This is a genomic window from Massilia agilis (assembly GCF_024756255.1).
GTDB classification, from domain to species: Bacteria; Pseudomonadota; Gammaproteobacteria; order Burkholderiales; family Burkholderiaceae_D; genus Telluria; species Telluria agilis.
This window is the reverse complement of record NZ_JANUHB010000003.1, coordinates 116,432-140,343: the sequence shown is the minus strand read 5'-3', so window position 1 is coordinate 140,343 and position 23,912 is coordinate 116,432. Positions and strand designations below refer to the sequence as shown.

At 67.4% G+C, this 23,912-nt stretch carries 20 protein-coding genes; 10 read left to right on the top strand and 10 right to left on the bottom strand.

Annotated features, from left to right (window positions below; genetic code table 11):
- Nucleotides 1–10 precede the first annotated feature (10 nt).
- Nucleotides 11–463 carry a GNAT family N-acetyltransferase gene (locus NX774_RS14245; RefSeq protein WP_258822903.1) on the top strand — a complete coding sequence of 151 codons (453 nt, stop codon included), beginning with the start codon at nt 11–13 and terminating at the stop codon, nt 461–463.
- Nucleotides 464–558: 95 nt separating this feature from the next.
- Here NX774_RS14245 and NX774_RS14240 read toward each other — a convergent pair whose 3' ends face one another.
- The 4 genes from NX774_RS14240 to NX774_RS14225 form a co-directional block, all read right to left on the bottom strand.
- Nucleotides 559–1,482: a DUF5996 family protein gene (locus NX774_RS14240; RefSeq protein WP_258822902.1), complete on the bottom strand. Its 924-nt coding sequence runs from the start codon at nt 1,480–1,482 to the stop codon at nt 559–561.
- Between the two features lie 131 nt (nt 1,483–1,613).
- On the bottom strand, nt 1,614–2,915 hold the full coding sequence (locus NX774_RS14235) for an MFS family transporter (RefSeq protein ID WP_258822901.1): 1,302 nt from the start codon (nt 2,913–2,915) through the stop codon (nt 1,614–1,616).
- A 134-nt stretch (nt 2,916–3,049) separates the two neighbouring features.
- Nucleotides 3,050–3,694: a CoA transferase subunit B gene (locus NX774_RS14230; protein ID WP_258823364.1), complete on the bottom strand. Its 645-nt coding sequence runs from the start codon at nt 3,692–3,694 to the stop codon at nt 3,050–3,052.
- A complete protein-coding gene (locus NX774_RS14225) occupies nt 3,694–4,362 on the bottom strand; it encodes a 3-oxoacid CoA-transferase subunit A (RefSeq protein WP_258822900.1) in 669 nt (222 codons plus the stop codon). The genes NX774_RS14230 and NX774_RS14225 overlap by 1 nt, the downstream gene beginning before the upstream one ends.
- A gap of 201 nt (nt 4,363–4,563) precedes the next feature.
- Between NX774_RS14225 and NX774_RS14220 the strand changes: the two genes are divergently transcribed.
- Nucleotides 4,564–5,370 (top strand): IclR family transcriptional regulator domain-containing protein, encoded by an 807-nt coding sequence (locus NX774_RS14220; RefSeq protein ID WP_258822899.1) that lies wholly within the window; start codon nt 4,564–4,566, stop codon nt 5,368–5,370.
- Nucleotides 5,371–5,382: 12 nt separating this feature from the next.
- On the opposite strand, the gene NX774_RS14215 is transcribed toward NX774_RS14220, so the two are convergent.
- Both NX774_RS14215 and NX774_RS14210 read right to left on the bottom strand, forming a co-directional pair.
- On the bottom strand, nt 5,383–6,618 hold the full coding sequence (locus NX774_RS14215; protein WP_258822898.1) for a sensor histidine kinase: 1,236 nt from the start codon (nt 6,616–6,618) through the stop codon (nt 5,383–5,385).
- Nucleotides 6,608–7,948, bottom strand: a complete 1,341-nt coding sequence (locus tag NX774_RS14210; protein WP_258822897.1) for a sigma-54-dependent transcriptional regulator — start codon at nt 7,946–7,948, stop codon at nt 6,608–6,610. The genes NX774_RS14215 and NX774_RS14210 overlap by 11 nt, the downstream gene beginning before the upstream one ends.
- A gap of 205 nt (nt 7,949–8,153) precedes the next feature.
- Here NX774_RS14210 and NX774_RS14205 point away from each other — a divergent pair, with 205 nt between their 5' ends.
- From NX774_RS14205 to NX774_RS14190, 4 genes are all read left to right on the top strand, one after another.
- Entirely contained in the window at nt 8,154–9,437 is a 1,284-nt protein-coding gene (locus NX774_RS14205; protein ID WP_258822896.1) for an efflux RND transporter periplasmic adaptor subunit, read from the top strand.
- A 30-nt stretch (nt 9,438–9,467) separates the two neighbouring features.
- Complete coding sequence (locus NX774_RS14200; protein ID WP_258822895.1) at nt 9,468–10,148, top strand: ABC transporter ATP-binding protein; 681 nt, start codon at nt 9,468–9,470, stop codon at nt 10,146–10,148.
- A gap of 11 nt (nt 10,149–10,159) precedes the next feature.
- Entirely contained in the window at nt 10,160–12,565 is a 2,406-nt protein-coding gene (locus NX774_RS14195) for an ABC transporter permease (protein WP_258822894.1), read from the top strand.
- 106 nt (nt 12,566–12,671) lie between these two features.
- Nucleotides 12,672–13,220: a cytochrome b gene (locus NX774_RS14190; RefSeq protein WP_258822893.1), complete on the top strand. Its 549-nt coding sequence runs from the start codon at nt 12,672–12,674 to the stop codon at nt 13,218–13,220.
- A gap of 53 nt (nt 13,221–13,273) precedes the next feature.
- Here NX774_RS14190 and NX774_RS14185 read toward each other — a convergent pair whose 3' ends face one another.
- On the bottom strand, nt 13,274–14,224 hold the full coding sequence (locus NX774_RS14185) for a LysR family transcriptional regulator (RefSeq protein ID WP_258822892.1): 951 nt from the start codon (nt 14,222–14,224) through the stop codon (nt 13,274–13,276).
- Between the two features lie 129 nt (nt 14,225–14,353).
- Between NX774_RS14185 and NX774_RS14180 the strand changes: the two genes are divergently transcribed.
- Nucleotides 14,354–14,752 carry a RidA family protein gene (locus tag NX774_RS14180; protein ID WP_258822891.1) on the top strand — a complete coding sequence of 133 codons (399 nt, stop codon included), beginning with the start codon at nt 14,354–14,356 and terminating at the stop codon, nt 14,750–14,752.
- Nucleotides 14,753–14,796: 44 nt separating this feature from the next.
- On the opposite strand, the gene NX774_RS14175 is transcribed toward NX774_RS14180, so the two are convergent.
- From NX774_RS14175 to NX774_RS14165, 3 genes are all read right to left on the bottom strand, one after another.
- A complete protein-coding gene (locus NX774_RS14175; protein WP_258822890.1) occupies nt 14,797–15,243 on the bottom strand; it encodes an FKBP-type peptidyl-prolyl cis-trans isomerase in 447 nt (148 codons plus the stop codon).
- A gap of 103 nt (nt 15,244–15,346) precedes the next feature.
- Nucleotides 15,347–17,221 (bottom strand): potassium transporter Kup, encoded by a 1,875-nt coding sequence (locus NX774_RS14170; RefSeq protein ID WP_258822885.1) that lies wholly within the window; start codon nt 17,219–17,221, stop codon nt 15,347–15,349.
- An 88-nt stretch (nt 17,222–17,309) separates the two neighbouring features.
- Nucleotides 17,310–19,505 carry an HzsA-related protein gene (locus NX774_RS14165; RefSeq protein ID WP_258822883.1) on the bottom strand — a complete coding sequence of 732 codons (2,196 nt, stop codon included), beginning with the start codon at nt 19,503–19,505 and terminating at the stop codon, nt 17,310–17,312.
- A 76-nt stretch (nt 19,506–19,581) separates the two neighbouring features.
- Here NX774_RS14165 and NX774_RS14160 point away from each other — a divergent pair, with 76 nt between their 5' ends.
- The 3 genes from NX774_RS14160 to ettA all read left to right on the top strand — a co-directional run bounded on the left by NX774_RS14160 (nt 19,582) and on the right by ettA (nt 23,890).
- Nucleotides 19,582–21,165, top strand: coding sequence for an SMP-30/gluconolactonase/LRE family protein (locus NX774_RS14160; protein WP_258822882.1), 1,584 nt, complete (start codon nt 19,582–19,584; stop codon nt 21,163–21,165).
- Nucleotides 21,166–21,265: 100 nt separating this feature from the next.
- A complete protein-coding gene (rarD, locus tag NX774_RS14155) occupies nt 21,266–22,153 on the top strand; it encodes an EamA family transporter RarD (RefSeq protein ID WP_258822881.1) in 888 nt (295 codons plus the stop codon).
- A gap of 69 nt (nt 22,154–22,222) precedes the next feature.
- Nucleotides 22,223–23,890 carry an energy-dependent translational throttle protein EttA gene (gene ettA / locus NX774_RS14150; RefSeq protein ID WP_258822880.1) on the top strand — a complete coding sequence of 556 codons (1,668 nt, stop codon included), beginning with the start codon at nt 22,223–22,225 and terminating at the stop codon, nt 23,888–23,890.
- Nucleotides 23,891–23,912 lie beyond the last annotated feature (22 nt).

Here is a 23,912-nt window from a genome sequence, read left to right as displayed (position 1 = left end):
CGGAAAACACATGATCGAATGGCAGTGGTGCAGCTTCCACGAACTGACCAACGTGGAACTGTATGAGGTGCTGGAGCAGCGCCAGCAGGTGTTCGTGCTCGAACAGCAGTGCTTTTATAACGACTTCGACGGCCTGGACATCGGCGCGCACCACCTGCTTGGCTGGCGCACGGTCGATGGCAGGCGTGAACTGGCGGCCTACCTGCGCGTGCTGGCGCCGGGCGTCAAGTACGACGAGATGTCGATCGGCCGGGTGCTGACCACGCAGGCCGCGCGCGGCACCGGCGCCGGGCGCGCTTTGCTGGCGCGCGGGATCGAATGCGCAGAGCGCCTGCATCCGGGCCACCGCATCAAGATCGGCGCCCAGCAGTACCTCGAAAAGTTCTACCAGGGCTTCGGCTTCCAAACGATCTCCGAACCGTACGACGAGGACGGGATCATGCACATCGACATGCTGCGCTGAGGCGGGGGGTGTGGCCGCGTGGGCTCAAGAGCCCACCCTACAAGAGCACCACCTGGCGTAGGGTGGGCACTTGTGCCCACGCCGCACACGCGCTATCAGGCGCCACCGGGCACGGTCTCCAGCTCCGTACGGTTCCATTTGGCGAGGTTGGCAGCAGCCTCATAGGTGCTCTGGCAGAACTCCATCAGCATGTCGTCGGGTGACGGCGCCTCGCGCACCGCTTCGTAGGGCAGCACGAATTCGCGCAGCTGCGGGTGGAAATAAGCGGCGGCCGGTGCGATCGCCGCATCGGCAAAGCCCGCCGGCTCCGGATAGGCGTACGAATAGAACACCGGCTCGGGCAAGGCAGGGCCGCCCGGCCAGAAGCCGCAGCTGCTCACTTCCTGCGAATAGGCTTCGCGCGCGACCCAGTCCGGCAAATGCGGCACGCCACCGGGATGCGGGGGCGCGCGCCGTCCCGAAAAGCGCGTGACGGCCAGGTCGAAGCTGCCCCAGAAGAAGTGCACCGGGCTGCACTTGCCGCGAAAGCCGGCCCGAAAGCGCCCGAACACCCGCTGCGCATGCAGCATCGCCTGCCAGCAGCGGTTGGCGTAGTCGCCGTCGTAAGCGCTGTGCACATGGTCCTGGTCGCAGGGAATCGCGTCCGGGATCTCGTTGGGCATCGGCCGTATTTTCACCGGCAGCCCGAGCTCGTCGAGCGTGAACAGCACGTCGCGATAGAAATGCGCAACCGGCTGCGGCCGCAGCGGCAGCAGGCGCGTGGCCCCGTCCGCGGTCTCGATGCGCAAGGCGTGCTCGATGAAATCGAAATCGATCTGGAAGCTGCGTACGCCATACGGCAGCGGCAGCGTGCTCAAGCCGCGCGCGGTGAGGAACAAGGTGACGTGCCAGGAATGGTTCGTCCACGGCATGAGGCCCAGCTTGACCTTGCCAACGACCTGCGTCCACAAATGCAAGGTTGCGAGCGTGTCCTGCCACTGGCTGTACGGCAGCGCCGGCCATTCGTCCATCATGTGCATGTCGAGCCCCTCCTTGCATCCTTAGACCGGACGGCGCCGCCATCATCGCACGTTCAAAAAAAAACGGGCGCCACCACGAAGGCGGCACCCGCAGGAGAGAAGCGTTTCCGGCGCGCCCAGGCGCCGCGGGATTACTTGAGCAGGCCCGACTTGCCCGGGTCCGGCATCTTGAACGCGACCACGAAGGCCAGCGCGCACATGCCGCTCACGTACCAGTAGAAGTTCTGTTCCATGCCGGCCGACTTGAACCACAGCGCCACGTACTCGGCCGAGCCGCCGAAGATCGCGTTGGCGACCGCGTACGACAGGCCCACGCCCAGCGCGCGCACTTCGATCGGGAACATCTCGGCCTTGATCAGGCCGCTGATCGAGGTGTACAGGCTGACGATCGCCAGCGCGCCGATGATGAGCAGGCAAGCGGTGACCGGGCTCTGCACGCCGCGCAGCGCGAAGAAGATCGGCGCGGTGCAGACGGTGGCCAGGCCGCCGAACCACAGCATGGACGCGCGGCGGCCGATGCGGTCGGACAGCAGCCCGAACAGCGGCTGCATGGCGGCGTACGCCAGCAGCGCGACGGTCATCGTGGCGCTCGCGGTTTCCTTGGTCATGCCCACCGTGTTGACCAGGTACTTTTGCATGTAGGTGGTGAACGCGTAGAAGATCAGCGAGCCGCCGGCGGTAAAGCCGAGCACGGTGACGAACGCGCGCTTGTGCTGCAGCAGCGTGCTGATGCGGCCGGCGCCTTTGCTCTTGCGCGTCTCTTCGGTGGTGGTTTCATGCAGCGAGCTGCGCAGGTACAGCGAGACCACCGCGGTGGCCGCGCCGATCGCGAACGGGATGCGCCAGCCAAAGGCCTTGAGCTCGGCCTCGGTCAGGATCTGCTGCAGGGTCACCAGCACCAGCAGCGCCACCAGCTGGCCGCCGATCAGCGTCACGTACTGGAACGACGCGTAGAAGCCCTTCTTGCCGGACTGGGCGACCTCGGACATGTAGGTCGCGCTGGTGCCGTATTCGCCGCCCACCGACAGGCCCTGGAACAGGCGCGCGATCAGCAGCAGCAGCGGCGCCGCGTTGCCGATCTGGTTGTAGGTCGGCAGCACGGCGATGAGCAGCGAACCGCCGCACATCATCAGCACCGAGATCAGCATCGACTTACGGCGTCCGTAGCGGTCGCCGATGCGGCCGAACAGCCAGCCGCCGACGGGACGCATCAGGAAGCCGGCCGCGAAGATGCCGGCGGTGTTGAGCAGCTGCGAGGTCGGGTCGCCCTTGGGGAAGAACTGCGACGAGAAGTACAGCGCGCAGAACGAGTAGATGTAGAAGTCGAACCACTCGACCAGGTTGCCCGACGATGCGCCGACGATCGCAAACACGCGCTGCGCGGGCGTGAGCTCCTGCGTGGTTTTCTGGGGGGTAGTGTCTTGCCTTGCCATTCCTGTCTCCGGATACTTGTTTTGAAAAATGTCGAGGCGGGCGTCAGGCCCGTTCGGGGATCGTTGCGATCCCCGGCCCAACGCCCGCACACATCGGGCGCAGCGCGCGGCCTTGGCCAGCGCGCTGCAATGTCTTACAAAGCTTCATAGGCGAGCGGCACGCCGGTCATGCGCTGCAGTTCGTCCAGGTCCAGGCCCTCGACCATCTCGCGCACCACCAGGCCATGCGCGGTCACGTCGATCACCGCCAGGTCGGTGTAGATGCGGCTCACGCAGCCCACGCCGGTCAGCGGGTAGGAGCACTGCGGGACGATCTTGCTGGCGCCGTCCTTGGTCAGGTGCTCCATCATCACGAACACGCGCTTGGCGCCGATCGCCAGGTCCATGGCGCCGCCCACCGCCGGAATCGCGTCCGGCGCGCCGGTGTGCCAGTTGGCCAGGTCACCCTGGCTTGAGACCTGGAAGGCCCCCAGCACGCAGATGTCCAGGTGCCCGCCGCGCATCATCGCGAACGAATCGGCGTGGTGGAAGTAGGCGCCGCCGGGCAGCAGCGTCACCGGCTGCTTGCCGGCGTTGATCAGGTCCTCGTCCTCGTCTCCCGGCGCAGGCGGCGGGCCCATGCCGAGCAGGCCGTTCTCGCTGTGCAGGAAGATGTCCAGGCCAGGCGGCAGGTGCTTCGTCACCATGGTCGGCAGGCCGATGCCCAGGTTGACGTAGGCGCCTTCGGGGATGTCGCGCGCCACGCGCTCGGCAATCTGGTCGCGGGTCAGGCGCTGCATCATGCCCCTCCCTGCAGCACCACGCGCTGCACGAAGATGCCCGGGGTGACGATCGCCTCGGGATCGAGCTGGCCCAGTTCCACCACCTCGTTCACCTGCGCGATCGCGCAGCGCGCGGCCATGGCCATGATCGGCCCGAAGTTGCGGGCGGTCTTGCGGTAGGTGAGGTTGCCCCAGCGGTCGCCGCGATGCGCCTTGATGAGCGCGAAGTCGGCGTGGATCGGGGTCTCGAACACATAGTGCTTGCCGTCGATGACGCGGGTCTCCTTGCCCTCGGCCAGGCGGGTGCCGTAGCCGGTGGGCGTGAAAAAGCCGCCGATGCCGGCGCCGGCGGCGCGGATGCGCTCGGCCAGGTTACCCTGCGGGGTCAGTTCCAGCTCGACCTCGCCGGCGCGGTACAGCGCATCGAACACCTGCGAATCGGCCTGGCGCGGGAACGAGCAGATGATCTTGCGCACGCGGCGCGCCTTGAGCAGCGCGGCCAGGCCCGTCTCGCCGTTGCCGGCGTTGTTGTTGACGATGGTGAGATCGCGGGCGCCCTGGGCGATCAGGGCGTCGATGAGCTCGGCCGGCTGGCCGGCGGTGCCGAAACCGCCGATCAGCACGGTGGCGCCGTCATGCACGCCGGCGACCGCCGCTTCGAGCGACGGGGATAGCTTGTTAATCACTGGAGACCTCCCGCCCCGCGGCGCGCAGTCATGCTGTGGGGCGGGACGTCTGTTGACACTGTTCGGTGATCGCACTATTGTTCGATCGCAGAACCATTTGTGCCAAAGTTTAGAAGCCGTACGATTGAAGCGTCAAGACGGACGCAACAAATTGTGTTCGATTGTCGAACGCAATTTGACAGTTTGATTTCTGAGGAGAATATGAACAGCGGAGATCCCAGCACCGACGGCAAGGCCGAGGACGAGCAGCCGCACAGCGACCCCAACTTCATGACCTCGCTGGCGCGCGGGCTGGCGGTGCTGCAGGCCTTCAGCGACCAGCGCCGCAGCCTGACGATGGCGCAGATCAGCCACCGCACGGGCATTCCGCGGGCCTCGGTGCGGCGCTGCCTGCACACCCTGATGGAACTGGGCTACGCCGAGGCGGACGGCAATCACTACGCGCTCAAGCCCAAGGTGCTCACGCTCGGCTACTCCTACTTGTCCTCGACGCCGCTCACGGTCTCGGCCCACCCCTACCTGAACCAGGTCAGCCGCACGCTCAGCGAATCATGTTCGCTCGCGGTGTTGCAGGACGACGAGGTGCTGTATGTGGGCCGTTCGGCGGCCTCGCGCATCATGTCGGTGTCGCTCACCACCGGCAGCCGGCTGCCGGCCTACTGCACCTCGCTGGGGCGCGTGCTGCTGGCACACCTGCCGCCCGAGCAGCTGGACGCCTACTTCGAGCGCGTGCCGCTCAAGGCGATGACCGAGCGCACGGTGGTGTCGCAGGCGCGCCTGCGCGAGATCCTGGCCGGGGTACGCGAACAGGGTTACGCGATGGTCGAGGAAGAGCTCGAAGTCGGCCTGCGCTCGATCGCGGTGCCGGTGCGCGGCGCCAGCGGCACTGTGCTGGCCGCGCTCAACGTCGGCGCGCACGCGGCGCGGGTGTCGAACCGCAAGATGCTCGACCTGTTCCTGCCGGTGCTGCTCAAGGGTGCGCAGGAGCTGTCGATCCTGCTGCCGTAACCGGCGCGCGGCTCAGAACGTGATCATGAAGCGCGCGCCGCTGCCAAGCGAGCGCGCATAACGCACGGTTCCCCCATTGCCGTGCACGAGCTGGCGCACCATCGCCAGCCCGATGCCGCTGCCGTGCTTCCTGGTCGTGAAGAACGGGGTAAAGATGTGCGTGACCAGTTCCGGCGGCACACCGCTGCCGTTATCCGCCACCTCGATCTGCAGCCGCCCGCCGCGCACAAGCCGGGCGGACACGCTGGCGATCGGCGCCGCCACCTGGGCGGTCGCATCGGCCGCGTTCTTGAGCAGGTTGATGAGCGCCTGCTCCAGCTGGCCGGGGTCGACCACCAGCTCCAGCGTTGGGGGCTGCACCGCGAACTCGATCCGGCCGCCGCGTGCCTGCCAGTCCGGGCGCACCAGCGCGGCGACCCGTTCGAACAGCACAAGCAGGACCACGCGCTCCGGCCGCGGCTCGGGCACGTTGGACAGGCTGCGGTAGCTGCCGACGAACTGCACCAGGCTGTCGGCGCGGCGGCCGATCGCGTCCAGCGCCATGGCCAGGTCCGCGCGCGCGTCCGCCGGCACGCTGGAACCGTCTTCGCCGAGCAGCTCGCGCGCGGTGCGCGACAGCGAGGCCACGGGGGTGAGGGAATTCATGATCTCGTGCGTGAGCACGTGCACCAGCTGGCGCCACGCATTGAGCGCCTCGGCTTCGAGTTCGCTTTCCACCGGCATCAGCGCGGCCAGGCGCTGCGCCTTGCCCTGCAGGGTCAGTGCGCTCACCGACACCAGTGCTCGTTCGGTGCCGCGCTCGGTGTCGAAACCGATCATGCCGCGCCGGTGAACCTGCTGCGCGGCGATGAGGCGGTACAGGCCGGCCGGATCGACGGCGCGCCCGGGCGCTACCAGTTTGCGCGCGTTGGCGTTAAGCGGCACGACCGCGCCCTCGCCGCCGGCGCCGTCGATCCTGAACAGCGCGATCGGCGCGTGCTCGAGCCGCGCCTCCACCGCCTGGGCGGCATCGAGCAGGCGCCGCTGGTCCGGCGCCATCGCATTGGCGCTTTCGATGATGGGCCCGCGCGACTGGCGCAGCATGGCGCGCAGGCTGCGCCACAACGCGGCCAGCAGCGCCAGCACGGCCAGCGCGCACAGCACCTGCAACCGGGGCGAGCCGGCCAGGGCGCCAGCGCCAAACGCGGCCACCAGCATGCCCGCGAGGGCAAGCGTGAAGGCCGCAGCGGCGCCTCGCTCAGATCCCATGCTTGTCCAGCTTGCGGTACAGCGCGGCGCGCGAGACGCCCAAGAGCCGCGCCGCCTGGCTGATGTTGCCCCCGGCCTGCTGCAGGGCGGCGGCGATCGCCTCGCGCTCGAGCCGGCCAAGCGCAAGCTGCGGCGCGAGCGGGGCGCCGGTGGCCGCAGGCGGCGCCGCCGCGGCCGGTCCCAGGCCGAAATCGCCGAACTGGTACTGTTCTTGCGCGCCCAGGATGGCCGCCCGCTCGCACGCGTGGCGCAGCGCGCGCACGTTGCCGGGCCAGGGCCAGGCGCACAGCCGTTCCAGCGCCCCGGCGGACAGCGTGCGCGCCGGCCGCTGGTACTGCTGCTCGTACAACGCAAGGTAGTGCCGCAGCAGCGCAGGGATGTCCTCGCGCCGCTCGCGCAAGGGCGCGACACGGATCACGATGGTGTTCAGCCGGAACAGCAGGTCGGGCCGGAACACGGCGGGGTCGAACAGCCTGGCTTCGTCCAGGTTGGTGGCGCTGACGATGCGCACGTCGACCGGCTCGGCGCGGTCGGCGCCGAGCGGGGTCACTTCGCGCCGCTCCAGCACATTCAGGAGTTTGGCCTGCGCGGCGAGCGGCATGTTGCCGATCTCGTCAAGGAACAGCGAACCGCCGCGTGCGGCCTGGAAGCGGCCGGCGCGGTTTTCTTTGGCGTCCGTGAACGAGCCCTTGCGATGGCCGAACAGCTCGCTCTCGAAGGTGGCCTCGGGCAGCGCGCCCATGTCCACGGCCAGGAAGGCCTGGCCGGCGCGCCGGGATGCGCCGTGGATGGCGCGCGCAACCAGCTCCTTGCCCACGCCGTTCTCGCCCAGGATCATCACATTGGCCTCGGTCGGCGCAACGCTGGCGATCATCGCCTTCACTTCGCGCATGGCCGCCGAATCGCCCATCAACTCCGGCACCGCGCACGACGCGCCGGCGCCGCGCCGCGCCAGCGCACTCTCGATGGCGGCCACGAGGCGCGCGTTATCCCACGGCTTGGTGATGAAGTCGCAGGCGCCGCGCTTGAGCGCCTCCACCGCCAGCGGCACGTCGGCATACGCGGTAAGGGCGATGACCGCCGGCGGGCGCGGCAGCGCGCGCAGGCGGTCCAGCACCGCCAGCCCTTCCGCGCCGTCGATGCGGCCCGGCGCGAAATTAAAGTCGAGCAGCACCACGTCCGGCGCGCCCGCTGCCAGCGCGGCGGCCAACCCGGCAGGGTCGCCCAGGCTCGTGACTGCGCCGTAGCGGCGTCGCAGCAGCAACTGCGCGGCGTAGGCGACGTCGGCGTCGTCGTCGAGGATGAGGATGCGGGCTGCTGGATCGGCCATCGTCTGCGGTATTGATGAGGTCAGTCCGGCCGATTCTAGCAGCGCCCGGGCTTATCGGAAAAGCCACAAATTGCCGGTGTCCGGAAGCGGACGGCGGCACTGTCCGGAAGCGGACACTCCGCCACGTACGAGCCGCCGTTTGCCCGTGCAAAGGGGCTGGCACGCCGCTTGCAATTACGCCTGCGTCGAACAACACGAGAAGGCTATGGACCGACATACCCCCGAAGTGGCCGTCACCGGGTCGAACATGGACCAGGTCGTGCCCAAAAAGCGCGGCAAGCTGGCAAAGCGTGTCGGCGCCGCGCTGGCGGTGCTCATCGGCGCCGGCTACGCATTCTGGCAGCTAGCGCCGCATGGCCTGCAGGTGAACGCCAGCGACGTGCGCATCGCCACCGTGCAGCGCGGCGTGTTCCGCGACGATATCGTCGTGCGCGCCACCGCCGAGCCGCTCAATTCCGTGATCCTGGATTCGGTGGAATCGGGCCGGGTCGAGGAAGTGTTCGCCCGCGACGGCCAGATGGTCAGGAAAGGCGACCTGTTGTTCCGGCTGTCGAACCCGCAGCGCAACCTGGAACTGCTGCGCACCCAGGCCGAAACGGCGCAGCAGGTGTCGAACCTGTCGAACCTGCGGGTGGCGCAGGAGGCGGGCCGCACCGACCACCAACGGCGCCTGCTGGATTTGCGTTTTGCGCTGTCGCAGGTACAAAAGCAGCACGACCGCAACGTTCGCCTTGCGGCCAAAGGCTTCATTTCGCAGGCAGCGCTGGAAGAGTCGGCCGACAAGCTGGCGCAGGCGCGCCATGCGCTGGAGGCTGAAGAGGGCCGTGTCGACGTCGAGGAAAAGGTGCGCCACGCCGCGCTGTCGGAGATGCAGACCGCGATCGATGGCCTGAACTCGGGCCTGAAGCTGGTCTCCGCCACGGTGGACGCACTGGCCGTGCGCGCCCCCATCGACGGCATGCTGGCCGACTTTCACCTGCTGGTGGGCCAGACCGTGAAGACCGACGAGCATATCGGCCGCATCGACGACCCCAACCGCTTCAAGCTGACCGCCCAGGTGGACGAGTTCTACCTGAACCGGATCGCGGTCGGCCGCCATGGCAGCGTGCGCCAGGACGGCAAGGACCACGAGGTGACGATCAGGACGGTGTACCCGCAAGTCAAGGAAGGCCGCTTCAAGGTCGAATTGGTGTTTGCCGGAGCCCAGCCACAGCTGTCCCCCGGCCAGGGACTCGACGCCCAGCTCACGCTCGGCGCGCCGGCCAACGCCCTGCTGCTGCCCAACGGTGCGTTCGCCAACGATACCGGCGGCACCTGGGCGTTCGTGCTCGATGCCGGCGGCGCCAGCGCGGTCAAGCGCGCGCTGCGCCTGGGCCGCCGCAGCAGCAGCCAGATCGAAGTGCTCTCGGGCCTCGCGCCCGGTGAACGGGTGATCGTCTCCAGCTACACTCCATTCGGCAAGGCCGAGCGGCTGGAACTGAACAAGTAAATAAAAACGCAACCAGATTAGGGAAAGACCATGCTCAAACTTTCAGGCGTCAGCAAGACGCACCTGGCGGGCGAAGTGCAGACCACCGCCCTGGACCGCATCGACCTCGAGATCGCGGCCGGCGAATACCTTGCCATCACCGGGCCTTCCGGCTGCGGCAAGTCGACCCTGCTGTCGATCCTGGGCCTGCTCGACGTGCCCAGCCAGGGCGCGTACTGGTTCGACGGCCAGAACGTGGCCGGCTGGAGCGAGGCCAGGCTCAACGCGCTGCGGCGCGGGCGGGTCGGCTTCATCTTCCAGAGCTTTAACCTGATCGAGGAGCTGACGGTGTACGAGAACGTGGAGCTGGCGCTCGAGTACACCAGCACCCCGGCCGCCGAGCGCCGCGAGCGCGTGCGCGCGATGCTGGCCAAGCTGGGCGTGGCGCACCGCGCCGGACACCGTCCTTCGCAGCTGTCGGGCGGCCAGCAGCAGCGCGTGGCGATCGCGCGCGCGCTGGTGGCCGGCCCGCCGCTGCTGCTGGCGGACGAACCGACCGGCAACCTCGACACCGCCCACGGCGACGAGGTGATGCGGCTGCTACGCCAGATCAACGAGGAAGGCACCACCGTGGTCATGGTCACCCACTCACCCGCGCACGCGGCCCAGGCCTCGCGCACGCTGCATTTGCTGGACGGGCGCGTGGTGGTCGACGCGCTGCAGGCAGCGTAAGGGAGGCGGCCATGAACCTGCGCGATTTCCGCATCGGCTGGCGCCTGCTGCTCAAGGAGCCGGCCTACACGGCGGTGGTGATATTGGGGCTGGCGGTCGGCTTTGCCGCCTGCTTCCTGCTGCTCGGTTACGTGCGCCATTCGCTGTCGTACGACCAGCAGGTGCCCGAGCGCGAAAGCATCTACCGCATCAAGCAGCGCTGGAACCTGTCGGCCTTCGGCGGCGCCTGGTATGACTACACGAGCCTGAAGGCGCGCGAGGCGGCAGTGGCCAGCGGGCAGCCGCTCCTTGCCACTACCTTCTTCGACACTGGCGTGGACGTGCGTGTCGGCGAACAGGTGCAGAGCATCGGCGTGACGATGGTCGATCCCGACTTCGAGAAGATCTTCGCGCCGCGCGTCCTGGCCGGCAACCTGGGCGCCACGCTGCTGCGCCCGGACGGCCTGGTGCTCGCGCGCGAGACCGCGGTCAAGCTGTTCGGCACGGCGGACGCGGTCGGGCGCACCCTGCAATCCGGCGGGCAGGCCTACGCGGTGGGCGCGATCGTGGCCGACCAGCCAGCCGCCACCACCATGCCGTTCGACGCCCTGGCCGGGCCCAAGACGACGCTGTGGCCGGCCGAAGACCGCCAGCTCATCGAACGAAACTGGGGCTCCTCGCGCGGCCGCGTGTATGTGAAGCTGCTGCCTGGCGCCGACCAGCACGCCCTGCTCGATGCCCTGCAGCGCGCGCTGCGCGATTCGCCGATGGCCAGGGAGCAGAGCCCCGACCAGGTGGCCGCGCTCAATGGCCGCGAGCTGTTGGACTTCAAGCTTGGCGCGCTGGCCGACGCCTACCTCGATCCCGACCTGCAGGACAGCTCGTCCCTCCACGGCGACCGCCAGACCATCTACGGGCTGTTGGCCGTCGCGGTGCTGATCCTGCTGCTGGCGGCCACCAACTACGTCAACCTGGCCACTGTGCGCACGCTGCGGCGCCAGCGCGAAATCGCGGTGCGCAAGGTGCTGGGCGCATCGGCGCCGACGGTGGTGCGGCAGTTCCTGGCCGAGTCGGTACTGGTCTGCCTGATCGCCACGCTCGCCGGCCTGCTGCTGGCCTGGCTGGTGCTGCCGGTGTTCGCCGACCTGGTGCAGCGCAAGCTGGACACCATGTTCAGCCCGGCGGCACTGGCCGGCTGCCTGCTGCTCGGCGTACTGCTGGGACTGGCCGCCGGCGCCTACCCGACCTGGTCGGCGCTGGGCGTGCGGCCCACCGCCGCGCTGGCCGGGCGCGGCAATGCCGAGACGCCCGGCGGCTTGTGGATGCGGCGCGTGCTGACCGTGCTGCAGTTCGCCACCGCGATGGGCCTGACCGGCACCACGCTGGCGGTTGCGTGGCAGACCCATTTTGCAAGCACGCTCAGCCCCGGCTTCGATCCCGACCCGCTACTGCTGGTGAAGACAGCCAAGGACATGCGCGACCCGACCGTGCGCGCATTCCGCGACGCCCTCGCCCGCCTGCCAGGGGTAGCTGGCGTGGCCGAGAGCGACATGCCGATGACGGTCAGCGCCAATTCCTCGTCGCTGGCGCGCGAGGGCGGAACCTCGGCCGAGATCAACACCTACCTGGTGAGCCCGGAATTCCCCGATGTGTACCGGATCCAGTCCTTGGCCGGCCGCCTGTACAACCCGGCCATGGACCACATCGGCGACCGCGACCGCGTTGTGATCAATGCGTCGGCCGCGGCCAAATTCGGTTTCGCGAGCCCGCAGGACGCGATCGGCAAGGTGCTCAGCAGCCCGAATGGCCACGAGAAGCCGATGCAGGTGATCGGCGTGATGCCGGACCTGCGCCACCGGCTGGCGCGCGGCGCCGCCCAGCCCAGCGTGTTCTACCTTGGCACCCGGCTGGGCACGCTGACGGTGCGCGTGAGCGGCGACATGGCGGCGGTGCAGCGCGCGATCGAGCAGATGTGGCCGCGCTACTTCCCCAACGACCTGCTCGACATGCGGCGCATGCGCGCCATGATCGAGGCGCGCTACGCGGACGACCTGCGGCTGGCCAAGCTGCTGGCCGCCTCCAGCGTGATCGCGATCGCCATCGCCGCGTTCGGCATCTATGTGCTGGCGGCATACAGCGTGCAGCGCAAGACCAAGGAGATCGTCCTGCGCAAGCTGTACGGCGCCAGCGGCGGGGACATCGGCGCCCTGGTGGTGCGCGAGTTCGCGATGCTGACCGGGATCGGCGCCCTCATCGGCCTGCCGGCCGCGTGGCTCGCGACCGAACGCTACCTGGCCTCGTTCACCGAGCGCGCGCCGATCGGGCTGTGGGCGCTTGGCGCGGCGCTGGCCGTGGCGCTGGCGGTGGCGCTGGGGGCCACCCTGCGCCACACGCTGGCGGCGGTACGCGTCACCCCGGTGCTGGCCCTGCGCGACTGACGTGCGCCCCGCCGCTCAGTGGGGCGCAGGAGCCCCGCGGCGGCGTTTGAACTGCCAGCCGGGATCATCCATAATGGAATTTTTGTCCCGTTTGGAGAATTACAACATGTCGTCGTCGACCCAAGACTCCCCCACCAGCTACGGCTCGGTCTCGCGGTTCAACCACTGGCTGGGCGCGCTGCTGGTGCTGGCGCTGCTCGCGATCGGCTTGTACTTCGAAGATATGCCCAAGGGCGACGCGCGCAAGTTCTGGCGCGGCCTGCACATCGCCATCGGCGCGTTCGCCTCGCTGTTCCTGCTGTGGCGCGTGTACTGGCGCGTGCGCTCGACCTCGCCGCTGGCGCTGCCGCAGCAGCCGGCGCTGCAGAAGTTCGCGCAGGTCGTGCACGTGCTGCTGCTGGTGGGGATCGCGGTGCTGGCGATCACCGGGCCGCTGATCATCTGGAGCACGGGCCGCGCGATTCCGGTCTTCGACCTGCTCAGCATCCCCAGCCCGTTCCCGGAGTTCCGCGCCCTGCACGAGCCGCTCGAAGAGGTCCACGGCTTCACCGCCGATGCGATGCTGTTCCTGATCGGCTTTCACCTGCTGGGCGTGATCAAGCACCAGTTCATCGATCGCGACGGCATCCTCAAACGCATGTCCGGCCGCGCCTAAGGCGCGCACGCGACATACGCGCACCTGCATGAACCGTCCCGCCACGGGGCGATTCATCCGGGGCTGGCAACGTTCCCCGCGTTGCCAATCGGTTTGATCAGCGGCGCGTGTTGTCCCATTATTTCGATCACCCAGTCGATAAACACGCGCAGTTTGGCGCTGACGTGCCGATTGGGCGGAAATGCGATATGCAATGGCATCGGGTCGATGTGCCATTCTTCGAACAAGGGAACCAGTTCATCACGGGCCTGGTGAGGCGCCGCCATGTAGGCAGGAAGGAAGAGCACGCCCAGGCCCGCCAGGCCCGCTGCAAGGCAGGCGTTGCCATCGTCAACCGCGAGCACATACCGGCCTTTCACGCTGATGGACTCGCCATTGAGATGCATCGCGGTCGGCGGAACCTTGCCGGTACGGGGATGCAAAAAACCGACCATGCTGTGCGCTGAACCTTCGAGCGCTTTCGGCCCGGACGGCACCCCCATGCGGGCCAGGTAGCCTGGCGCGGCATAAGCGCCGATGGTCAAATCCGCAACGTGACGGGCGATCAGCGACTGGTCGGCTATCTCACCGCCTCGAACGACACAGTCCACATTGTCGCTGACCAGGTCCACCAGGCGATCGCTCACGCCCATGTCAAATTGGATCTCGGGGTAGCGCGCATGAAAAGCCGGCAATGCCGGCACCAGGATCATGCTCGCCAGCGGGCTGGCGATGTCCACCCTCAACCTCCCGCGCGGGGCAGCTGCTGCGCTGGACAGGCTGGTTTCGGCATCGTCCAGGTCGGCCAGAAGGCGGACCGCGCGTTCATAGTAGGCTGCGCCATCGGCCGTGACGTTCAACTTGCGTGTCGTGCGGTTGAGCAGCTTCACACGCAGCCGCGCCTCCAGCTGTTGCACCAGCTGCGTCACACTGGTCTTACTCATGTACAGCGTCTCGGCCGCCTTGGTGAAGCTGCCAGCCTCGACCACGCGAACGAACGCACGCATCGCATCAAACCGATCCATCCTTGGCCCCCATCGTCATTGTTCTCATTTTACAAACAGTGATGCGTGGACTGGCCTGTTTATCAAAAATAGCGCCGTCCTTAGAGTGGAGTCTTTCTTGTTCGGGCAGTCTCGCCCACGGAGGTTTCAATGACGATACGCGACGCAGTTTTTCCGGATGGCCGGCAGGCGCTTTACGAGCGCAATCGGTATTCTCCAGCAATCCGATCGAACGGCTTGCTGTTTGTTTCGGGCCAGGTCGGCAGCCGGGAGGATGGGTCACCCGAGCCCGACCTGAAAGCACAGGTCAGGCTGGCCTTCGACAATCTCAATGCGGTCCTGGCAGCGGCCGGCTGCACCTTCGACGATGTGGTGGACGTGACCATGTTCGTCGTCGATCCGGCGTCGAATCTGGACGCGATCTGGAGCGTGCTGCCGGAGTATTGGGGCAGTGCCCCCTACCCGGCCTTGACCGGGGTCGGCGTCACCTGGCTTTATGGGTTCAACTTCGAAATCAAGGTGATTGCGAAGCTGCCGCACGAGCGGTAAGTGTTCAGAAGCGGCCGGCGTCGTGCCGGCCCGCTCGTCGGTGCTTACTGGGCGCTGACCAGTTCGATGTCGAACACCAGCCCCGAACCGCCCGGGATGCCCGACGTGCCCGAGGCGCCATAGCCCAGGCTGGACGGGATCAGCACGGTGCGCTTGCCGCCCACCTTCATGCCCAGCACGCCCTGCTCGAAGCCGGGGATGACCGAATTGGTGCCCAGCTTGAACGAGAAGGTGCCGGTGTCGAACTGCGTCCCCTTGTTGTTGGTCGCGCTGGTGCTGTACAGCCAGCCGGTGTACTTGACCGTGACCGTCATCCCGGTGGCGGCGGTGGTGCCGGTGCCCACCACGGAGTCGGTGAAGCTCAGTTGCGCGGGGCTGGCGACGGCGGTGCTGCCGCTCGAGCTGGCGCCCGACGAGCTTCCGCCACCGCCGCAGGCGGTCAGGCCCAGCACGGCGACGAAGGCGGCGATCAGGGGATACTTCAGTTTCATGGACGATCCTTGGCGATAAAAAGGGTAAGAAAAACCGGGAACAAAATCCGCACACTACCCGAGCCCGGCGGCAGGAGGTGTCCGGATTTTGTAAGCCTTTGTATCAGATCTCGACTTGCGTGCCGAGCTCGATGACGCGGTTGGCGGGGATCTGGTAGTAGTCGGCGGCGGCGCGCGCGTTGCGCGACATGGCGATGTACAGGTGCTCGCGCCACGGCGCCATGCCGCGACCCGGCACCGAGATCACGGTCTGGCGCGCGATGAAGAACGAAGTCTCCATCGGCTCGAACTTCAGGCCCTGCTGCTCGCACAGTCCCAGCACCGTGGGGATGTTCGGCTCGTCCTTGAAACCGTAGCAGACGTTGAGCTGGAAGCAGTTGTGCCCGAGCGGGATGATGGTCACCTGCTCGCTCGGCGGCACGAACGGCTCTTCGCGAATGTGCACGGTCAGGAAGGCCACGCGCTCGTGCAGCACCTTGTTGTGCGACAGGTTGTGCAAGAGCGCGTGCGGCACGCCGTCGCTTTCGCCGCGCAGGAAGATGGCGGTGCCGGGCACGCGCACCGGCGGGGCCACGAACAGCGACTGCAGGAAGTCGTCCAGCGGGATCGCGTGCTGCTGCAGGTTCTCGAACACCAGCTCGCGGCCGCGCTTCCAGGTCATCATGATGGTAAACAGCACGGTGGCCAGCAGCAGCGGGAACCAGCCGCCGTGGAACAGCTTCAGGCTGCTGGCCGAGACCAGCGCGATGTCCATGGTGATGAAGAAGGCGGTCGCGCCCAGCGACAGCACCAGCGGCAGGCTCCAGCGGTAGCGGATCACGAAGAAGGTCAGGATGGTGGTGGCCATCATCGTGCAGGTCACGGCAATGCCGTAGGCGCCAGCCAGCTTTTCCGACGAGCCGAAGCCGATCACCGCCAGCAGCACCACGCCGCACTGCAGCCAGTTCACCGCCGGCATGTAGATCTGGCCGATCTCGCTCACCGAGGTGTGCAGCACGCGCATGCGCGGCAGCAGCCCGAGCGCGATCGCCTGGCGCGTCATCGAATAGCTGCCCGAGATGGTGGCCTGGGACGCGATCACCGCCGCCACCGTGGACAGCACCACCAGCGGATACACGCTCCACGCGCCAAGCTGGTGGAAGAACGGGTTCTCGATCGCTTCCGGTTGCGCCATCAAGAGCGCGCCCTGGCCCATGTAATTGAGCGCAAGCGCCGGGAACACCACCATGAACCAGGCGACCCGGATCGGCTTTTTGCCGAAGTGGCCCATGTCGGCGTACAGCGCCTCGGCGCCGGTGAACGCCAGCACCACCGCGCCCAGCGCGACGAAGCCGACGAAGCGGTTCTCGAGCAGGAACGCGAACGCATGCAGCGGATTGAGCGCGGCAAGCACCTGCGGCGCGGCCACGATATTGATGACGCCCATGATCGCCAGCGCGGCGAACCAGATCATCATGATCGGGCCGAACCAGCGGCCGATGCCTGCGGTGCCGTGGCGCTGGACCGAATACAGCGCCACCAGCACCACGATGGTGAGCGGCACCACGTAGCGCGACAGCGCCGGCGTGGCCACCTCCAGGCCCTCGATCGCGCCCAGCACCGAGATTGCCGGCGTGATCACGCTGTCGCCGTAGAACATGGTGGCGCCCAGCACGCCGATCAGCATCAGCGGGAACTGCCAGCTCGATTTGCGCACCGAGCTCAAGGCCAGCGCCATCAGCGCCATGATGCCGCCCTCGCCACGGTTGTCGGCGCGCAGCACCAGCGACACGTACTTGAGCGCGACGATCATGGTCAGCCCCCAGAAAATCAGGGAGATCACGCCCACCAGGTTGAATTCGTTCAGTGCCAGTCCATGCACCGGATCGAAGATGGTCTTGAGTGTGTACAGCGGGCTGGTGCCGATGTCGCCGTACACGATGCCGACTGCCGCCAGGGTCAGCGCGGCGACGCTGCTTTTCTTGTGTTGCGAAGCCAAAATTTCACCGTCTTGTCGTTTTGGTGCGTTGCACAATATGCCACATTATGGAACTTTGCAAGTGGCTGTTTCAAATACGCAAATGCCCCTACTGTGACTGTTGTTTCCACCATGAAAGTAAGCGCCGCAGCGCCTCGGGTTTGTTCACCGGCGGCAGCCGTCCTGCCTGGTCGCGCACATTGACGCCGTGGCACGATGCGCACACGCGCATTTCACCGGCCTGGAAGGTGATCCAGTTGCGCTCGCGCACCACCGGCTCGCCGGACGGATCCGTGGTCTGCCAGCTCAGCGCGCGCCGCGCGGGCACGAACGCGGCGGTGGAGCCGTCAGGCGCAATCTGCACGCTGCCCTCGGGAGCGCCGGGGTTGGCCGGCAGCCGTCCGGTGTGCATGGGCTGCGCGATCACGCGGCGGCCGGGGCGGCCCGGATAGGCGCGCAACTGCTCGCCCTCGAACAGCTGGAAATGCGCGATGTCGTACACCCTGCCGCCAGGCGCGCTGGTCGACAGCGTGCGCACGCCGCCGGGCACGCGCAAATTGAACGGCTGTTGCAAGTCTGCCCGATCACGGCTGGTCTGGTCGCGCGTTACGATCAGGGCAAGGTCGTTACGCACCAGCCAGCGGCGCAGCGCTTCTTCGCTGACGTGTTCTTCGGCCAGCACGGCGCGCTCCGGCGCTTCCAGCCCGGCCTGCGCGCGCGTGGGCCGCGGCCGGGGCCGCACCTCGACCGCCTCCAGCTCCCACAGCTCGCCCGACCAGTTGCGCGGGCCCGCCGCCGACATCCATCGCAAGGTCTTCCTGATGCCGGCGGTGAGCGGCCTGCCGGCCCGGTACAGGCCCGCGGGGCCTGGTTCGAGCCATACCAGCCGCAAGCCGGACAGGCCAGGTGCGCCGGGCACGAGCCGCTCGTCGCCAGTGTGGCTGGCCACCAGCGCGCCATCCGACAGCGGCAAGGGGTTGCGAAAGCGCCCGCCGGGCAGCGCGTCGCCCGGGTCGCCCGGCGTGACCGGATCGACCTGCATTTGCTCGCCGTTCAGGCCAGGGTCGCCGCCAAGGCGCACCAGCTGCCCGGTGCCGAAGGTGCCGCGGTCGCGCGCGGCGACGGCGAAGTAGGTGCCGGGGTGGCGCGGGTCCTCGCGCAGCTGGAGCAGGCCGCCCTCGCGGCGAATGCTGGTGCGGTTGGCGTGCAGCGTGTCGACGGTGCGGTTGGACAGCGCCGGGTCGTCGCGAAAGCTCGGGGTCAGGTAGCCGAACGCGAGTTCGTGCTGGCCCACGTGGTTCAGGGTCTCTTCGCCGCTGCCGTCCTCATTCATCTGCCAGGCGGTGAAGAAGTTGTTGGTGAACGCGTTCACCCAGCCATATTTGCCTTGGCTGCCGGAGCGCGACTCGGGAAACACCTCGGTGCGCGCCGGCAGCGGAATCGCGCCAGCCGCCTCGCCGGCATAGTTGAAGGACCTGAAGGGCAGCGCCACGCCGTTTTGCGCGGCGTCGCGGTCGCGCTGCGCGAGCTGGTCCTGCTGCAGGTGGTCCCAGCGCGTGAACACCACCCGAGCGTAGCTGTCCACGATGGGGCTGAAGGCGCCGCTGGGCGCATGGTTCAGGATGCGCAGCGCGCCGCTTGCGCGGTCAAGGCTCCAGATGCCGGTGGTGGTGGGCGTGGCTTCGTACTCGTCCAGCTGGGGGTACAGGTGCGCAAGGCCGGCGCGCGGGCGGTCCGAGGTAAACAGGACGCGGCCATCGGTGGCGTACAGCGGCGAGACGTTGTTGGCGTTGGCCGGCTGGCCGGGCACGCGCACGATGTGCGCGCGCTCGCCCTTGGCCAGGCCGGTCACCTCGTACAGCTGCCAGAACGCGTGCCCGTCCCCGGCCACCATCGAAAACAGCGCGCGCTTGCCGTCCCAGTCCACCGACGGCTCGCGCACCGCGATCGCGTTGGCGCCTTGCGCGCCGTCGGTGCCAAGGCCCGCTTCCTGGGTGAGATTGCGCAGGCTGCCGTCCGGGTAGCGCAGCATCAGGTCGCCGCCGCGCGGCGCCGCGTCCATCGCCGGCAGGTGGTTGGCAAAGACCGACAGCCGCGCCGCGTCGTCGGTAGCGACCGGCGCCTGGGTCACGAACAGGATCGGATAGCTGGTGGGCGCGCGCTCGCCGTCGACGGGGGCCACGGGCGCCGCCGCGCTGTGCGCAAGCGGCGCCGGTGCGCTCGCCGCGCCATGGCTGTCCTTGTCGCAGCCGGCGACGGCGACGAGCAGCGCCAGCAATGCTATGCGGATAGGGACAATAGCCATGGGGTGTGCAATTTCATACAAGTTTAGCCCAGCAATAGTACATACTTGAAGCTTTCCGGCACAGCAGGAGAAGCTCATGCATCTGGCCCAGAAAACAAACGGCAGGTTCGCACTGGCGGCGGCGGCGCTGGCGGGCGCGCTGCTGGTCGCGTGCGGCGGCGGTGGCGGCGGCAGCGGCACGCCGGTGGTGACGGAACCGCCGCCGGTCGTGCTGCCGCCGGTCAACGGTCCGGCCTGGCTGGGATTCGGCGCCGACGCGCAGCACACGGCCGTGGCCCAGGTTGCGACCCAAGATCTGGCGCGCATCCGCTGGCGTACGGCGGTGGACATGGCCCCGCAGTACAGCCCGCAAGGCTATTTGCTGGTCCATTACGGCTCGCCAGCGATCACCAGCAAGAACACCGTGCTCATTCCCGTCAAGCGCCTGAGCCAGGACGGCTATATGGTGCGGGCGGTGATCGGCTACACCAGCGAGCTGCTGTGGGAGATGCAAACCGACTACGTGATGCCGCCGCACCGCTGGACGCCGAGCTTCAACGTCACGCTCACCAGCGCCAACCGGATGATCGTGCCGGCGCTGGGCGGGCGCGTGCTGTACCGCGACAACCCGGACAGTGGCGGCATCACCGCGCAAAGCGCCGCGTTCTATGGCAACGCGGCCTATGACGCCAACAAGGCCGCGTTCGACGCCAGCGTCTTCGTCAACACGCCGATCACGGCGGACAGCCAGGGCAACATCTATTTCGGCTTCAGCACGCTGCCGGGTGCGCCCGCGGGGCTCAAGGGCGGCGTGGCGCGCATCGGCGCGGACGGCAAGGGCAGCTGGGCTGCCGCCACCGTGCTCACCGGCGACACCGAGATCGACAAGGCCGCGATGAACAGCGCGCCCGCGCTGTCGCAGGACCAGAAGACGCTGTATGTGGCCGTCAACGGCCCCAGGGAGAAAGGCTACCTGCTGGCCCTGGACGCGGCCACGCTGTCCCTCAAGAGCAAGGCGCTGCTGGTCGACCCGCAGACCGCGCAACCGGCACGGGTGTCGGACGACAGCACCGCCTCGCCCACCGTCGGCCCGGACGGCGACGTGTTCTTCGGCGTGCTCGAGACCACCTACGCCCAGCACAACGCACGCGGCTGGCTGCTGCACTTCAATGCCAACCTGGCACAGGCCAAGACGCCGGGTTCGTTCGGCTGGGACGACACGGCATCGATCGTGCCGGCCTCGATGGTGCCCGGCTACAAGGGAAGCTCGCAGTACCTGATCACCACCAAATACAACAACTACGGCCGCGCCGGCAGCGGCGACTCGAAGAACAAGGTCGCGCTGCTCGACCCGAACGCGGCGCAGGCCGACTTCATCGCACCCGGCGTGCAGGTGATGAAGGAAGTGCTGACCATCCTCGGCGTGACGCCCGATCCCAACTACCCGGGCGGCGTGGTCGAGTGGTGCATCAACACGGCGGCGGTGGACCCGTTCACCAAGTCGATCCTGGTCAACAGCGAAGACGGCTGGCTGTACCGCTGGGACCTGGCGACCAACACGCTGTCGCAAAAGGTGCGCCTGACCAGCGGGCTGGGTGAATCGTACACACCGACCGCCATCGGGGCGGACGGGACGGTGTACGCGATCAACAATGCGATGCTGTTCGCGGTCGGCAAATAGGCAGGAACAACCTTGTTGGCGGTGGTGGCAATCGGCCGCCGCCGGCAAGCTCGGCCGTATTTTGGGATAATGTCGTCCCTGCAACCCACCGACGTTTCCCATGCAAACCGGCATCCTTTCTGCAGCCCTGGCGTTTCTCTGCTGGGGCCTGTTTCCCCTGTACTTCCGCGCGCTTGGCGAGGTGCCCCCGGTGCAGATCCTGGCGCATCGCATGGTGTGGTCGCTGCTGTTCCTGATGATCGTGCTGGCCGTACGGCGCCAGTGGGGCTGGCTGAACCTGGTCAAGAAGCCGAAGGTGCTGATGAGCTTTATCGCCTCCGCGTTCTTCCTGTCCGCCAACTGGGGCATTTACATTTGGGCCGTCACCACCGGCCATGTGATCGAATCGTCGCTCGGCTACTTCATCAACCCGCTGGTCAACATCATGTTCGGCTCGCTGCTGCTGAAGGAACGCCTGCGCCCGCAGCAATGGGGCGCGATCGCGATTGCCGCGCTCGGCGTGGCCTGGCTGACGTGGCAGGCCGGCACGCTGCCCTGGATTGCGCTGCTGCTGGCCTCCACCTTCGGCATCTATGGCCTGCTGCGCAAGACTGCCGCGCTGGGCGCGCTGGAAGGGCTGTCGTTCGAGACCATGGTGCTGTTCCCGATCGCGCTGGTGTACGTGGTGTGGCTGACGCTGCACGGACAAAACGTATTCCTGAACACCAGCTCCGACCTAACGCGCGCGCTGCTGGTCGCTTCCGGCCCGACCACCGCGATCCCGCTGCTGCTGTTCGCATCCGGCGCACGCCAGATTCCGCTGTCGGTGCTGGGGCTGCTTCAATACCTGTCGCCGACCCTGCAGTTCCTGCTGGGCGTGCTGATGTTCCATGAGCACTTTGACTCCGGCAAACTGGTCGGCTTCGCGCTGATCTGGAGCGCGCTGGCGCTGTTCGCCGCCGAGGGCCTGCTCAGGCGTACCCAGCCGGCCGCTGCCAACAAGGCTTGAGCAGAAAAACGGCTGGTGCCGCCTATTCTGTCGTATCCTGTCGTCCTCATTTCACCTACAAGTTAAAGAATGGCCAACTACGTCTACACAATGAATCGCGTGGGCAAGATCGTCCCGCCGAAACGCCAGATCCTGAAAGACATTTCGCTGTCGTTCTTCCCCGGCGCAAAAATTGGCGTGCTGGGCCTGAACGGTTCGGGCAAATCGAGCCTGCTCAAGATCATGGCCGGCATCGACACCGACATCCAGGGCGAAGCGCGCCCGATGCCCGGCCTGTCGATCGGCTACCTGCCGCAGGAACCGCAGCTGGACCCGGACAAGACCGTGCGCCAGGAAGTCGAGTCGGGCCTGGGCGAAGCGTTTGAAGCGCAGGCCAAGCTGGAAGCCGTGTACGCCGCCTATGCGGAAGCCGACGCCGACTTCGACGCGCTGGCCAAGGAGCAGGAACGCCTGGAAGCGATCATCGCCGCCGCCGACGGCGGCAACCTGAACCTGCAGCTGGAAATGGCCGCCGACGCGCTGCGCCTGCCGCCGTGGGATGCCAAGATCGGCGTGCTGTCCGGCGGCGAAAAGCGCCGCGTGGCGCTGTGCAAGCTGCTGCTGTCCAAACCCGACATGCTGCTGCTGGACGAGCCGACCAACCACCTGGACGCCGAGTCGGTCGAGTGGCTGGAGCAGTTCCTGCTGCGCTTCCCGGGCACCGTGGTGGGCATCACCCACGACCGCTACTTCCTCGACAACGCCGCCGAATGGATCCTGGAACTGGACCGCGGCCACGGTATTCCCTGGAAGGGCAACTACTCGTCGTGGCTGGAGCAGAAGGAAGACCGCCTGAAGCAGGAAGAGGCGCACGAGTCCGCGCGCCAGAAGGCGCTGGCGAAGGAACTGGAGTGGGCACGCCAGAACCCGAAGGCACGCCAGGCCAAGTCCAAGGCACGCCTGGCACGCTTTAACGAACTGTCCGAATACGAATACCAGAAGCGCAACGAGACCCAGGAGATCTTCATCCCCGTCGCCGAGCGCCTGGGCAACGACGTCATCGAATTCAAGAACGTGACCAAGGCCTTCGGCGACCGCCTGCTGATCGACAACCTGTCGTTCACCGTGCCGCCGGGCGCGATCGTCGGCATCATCGGCCCCAACGGCGCCGGTAAATCGACCCTGTTCAAGATGATCGCCGGGATCGAGCAGCCGGACAGCGGCGAAGTGCACATCGGCCAGACCGCCAAGATCTCGCTGGTGGACCAGTCGCGCGACGCGCTGTCCGACAACAAGACCGTGTTCGAGGACGTGACCGGCGGCGCCGACGTGCTGCAGGTGGGCCGTTTCGAGATGCCGTCGCGCGCCTACCTGGGCCGCTTCAACTTCAAGGGCGCCGACCAGCAGAAACAGGTGGGCAACCTGTCCGGCGGCGAACGCGGCCGCCTGCACCTGGCAAAGACCCTGCTCAAGGGCGGCAACGTGCTGCTGCTGGACGAACCGTCGAACGACCTGGACGTGGAAACCCTGCGCGCGCTGGAAGACGCGCTGCTCGAGTTCGCCGGCAGCGTGATGGTGATCTCGCACGACCGCTGGTTCCTCGACCGCATCGCCACCCACATCCTGGCGTTCGAAGGCAACTCGCAGGTGACCTTCTTCAACGGTAACTACCAGGAATACGAAGCCGACAAGAAGGCGCGCCTGGGCGAAGAAGGCGCCAAGCCGAAGCGTATCCGCTACAAGCCGCTGCACGGCTGATTGCGGGCCTTTGGTACGCGTG

Coding starts and splice junctions, on each gene's coding strand:
- NX774_RS14245 (WP_258822903.1), top strand. CDS start 11: ATGATCGAATGGCAGTGGTGCAGCTTCCACGAACTGACCAACGTGGAA.
- NX774_RS14240 (WP_258822902.1), bottom strand. CDS start 1,482: ATGCACATGATGGACGAATGGCCGGCGCTGCCGTACAGCCAGTGGCAG.
- NX774_RS14235 (WP_258822901.1), bottom strand. CDS start 2,915: ATGGCAAGGCAAGACACTACCCCCCAGAAAACCACGCAGGAGCTCACG.
- NX774_RS14230 (WP_258823364.1), bottom strand. CDS start 3,694: ATGCAGCGCCTGACCCGCGACCAGATTGCCGAGCGCGTGGCGCGCGAC.
- NX774_RS14220 (WP_258822899.1), top strand. CDS start 4,564: ATGAACAGCGGAGATCCCAGCACCGACGGCAAGGCCGAGGACGAGCAG.
- NX774_RS14215 (WP_258822898.1), bottom strand. CDS start 6,618: ATGGGATCTGAGCGAGGCGCCGCTGCGGCCTTCACGCTTGCCCTCGCG.
- NX774_RS14210 (WP_258822897.1), bottom strand. CDS start 7,948: ATGGCCGATCCAGCAGCCCGCATCCTCATCCTCGACGACGACGCCGAC.
- NX774_RS14205 (WP_258822896.1), top strand. CDS start 8,154: ATGGACCGACATACCCCCGAAGTGGCCGTCACCGGGTCGAACATGGAC.
- NX774_RS14200 (WP_258822895.1), top strand. CDS start 9,468: ATGCTCAAACTTTCAGGCGTCAGCAAGACGCACCTGGCGGGCGAAGTG.
- NX774_RS14195 (WP_258822894.1), top strand. CDS start 10,160: ATGAACCTGCGCGATTTCCGCATCGGCTGGCGCCTGCTGCTCAAGGAG.
- NX774_RS14190 (WP_258822893.1), top strand. CDS start 12,672: ATGTCGTCGTCGACCCAAGACTCCCCCACCAGCTACGGCTCGGTCTCG.
- NX774_RS14185 (WP_258822892.1), bottom strand. CDS start 14,224: ATGGATCGGTTTGATGCGATGCGTGCGTTCGTTCGCGTGGTCGAGGCT.
- NX774_RS14180 (WP_258822891.1), top strand. CDS start 14,354: ATGACGATACGCGACGCAGTTTTTCCGGATGGCCGGCAGGCGCTTTAC.
- NX774_RS14175 (WP_258822890.1), bottom strand. CDS start 15,243: ATGAAACTGAAGTATCCCCTGATCGCCGCCTTCGTCGCCGTGCTGGGC.
- NX774_RS14165 (WP_258822883.1), bottom strand. CDS start 19,505: ATGGCTATTGTCCCTATCCGCATAGCATTGCTGGCGCTGCTCGTCGCC.
- NX774_RS14160 (WP_258822882.1), top strand. CDS start 19,582: ATGCATCTGGCCCAGAAAACAAACGGCAGGTTCGCACTGGCGGCGGCG.
- rarD (WP_258822881.1), top strand. CDS start 21,266: ATGCAAACCGGCATCCTTTCTGCAGCCCTGGCGTTTCTCTGCTGGGGC.
- ettA (WP_258822880.1), top strand. CDS start 22,223: ATGGCCAACTACGTCTACACAATGAATCGCGTGGGCAAGATCGTCCCG.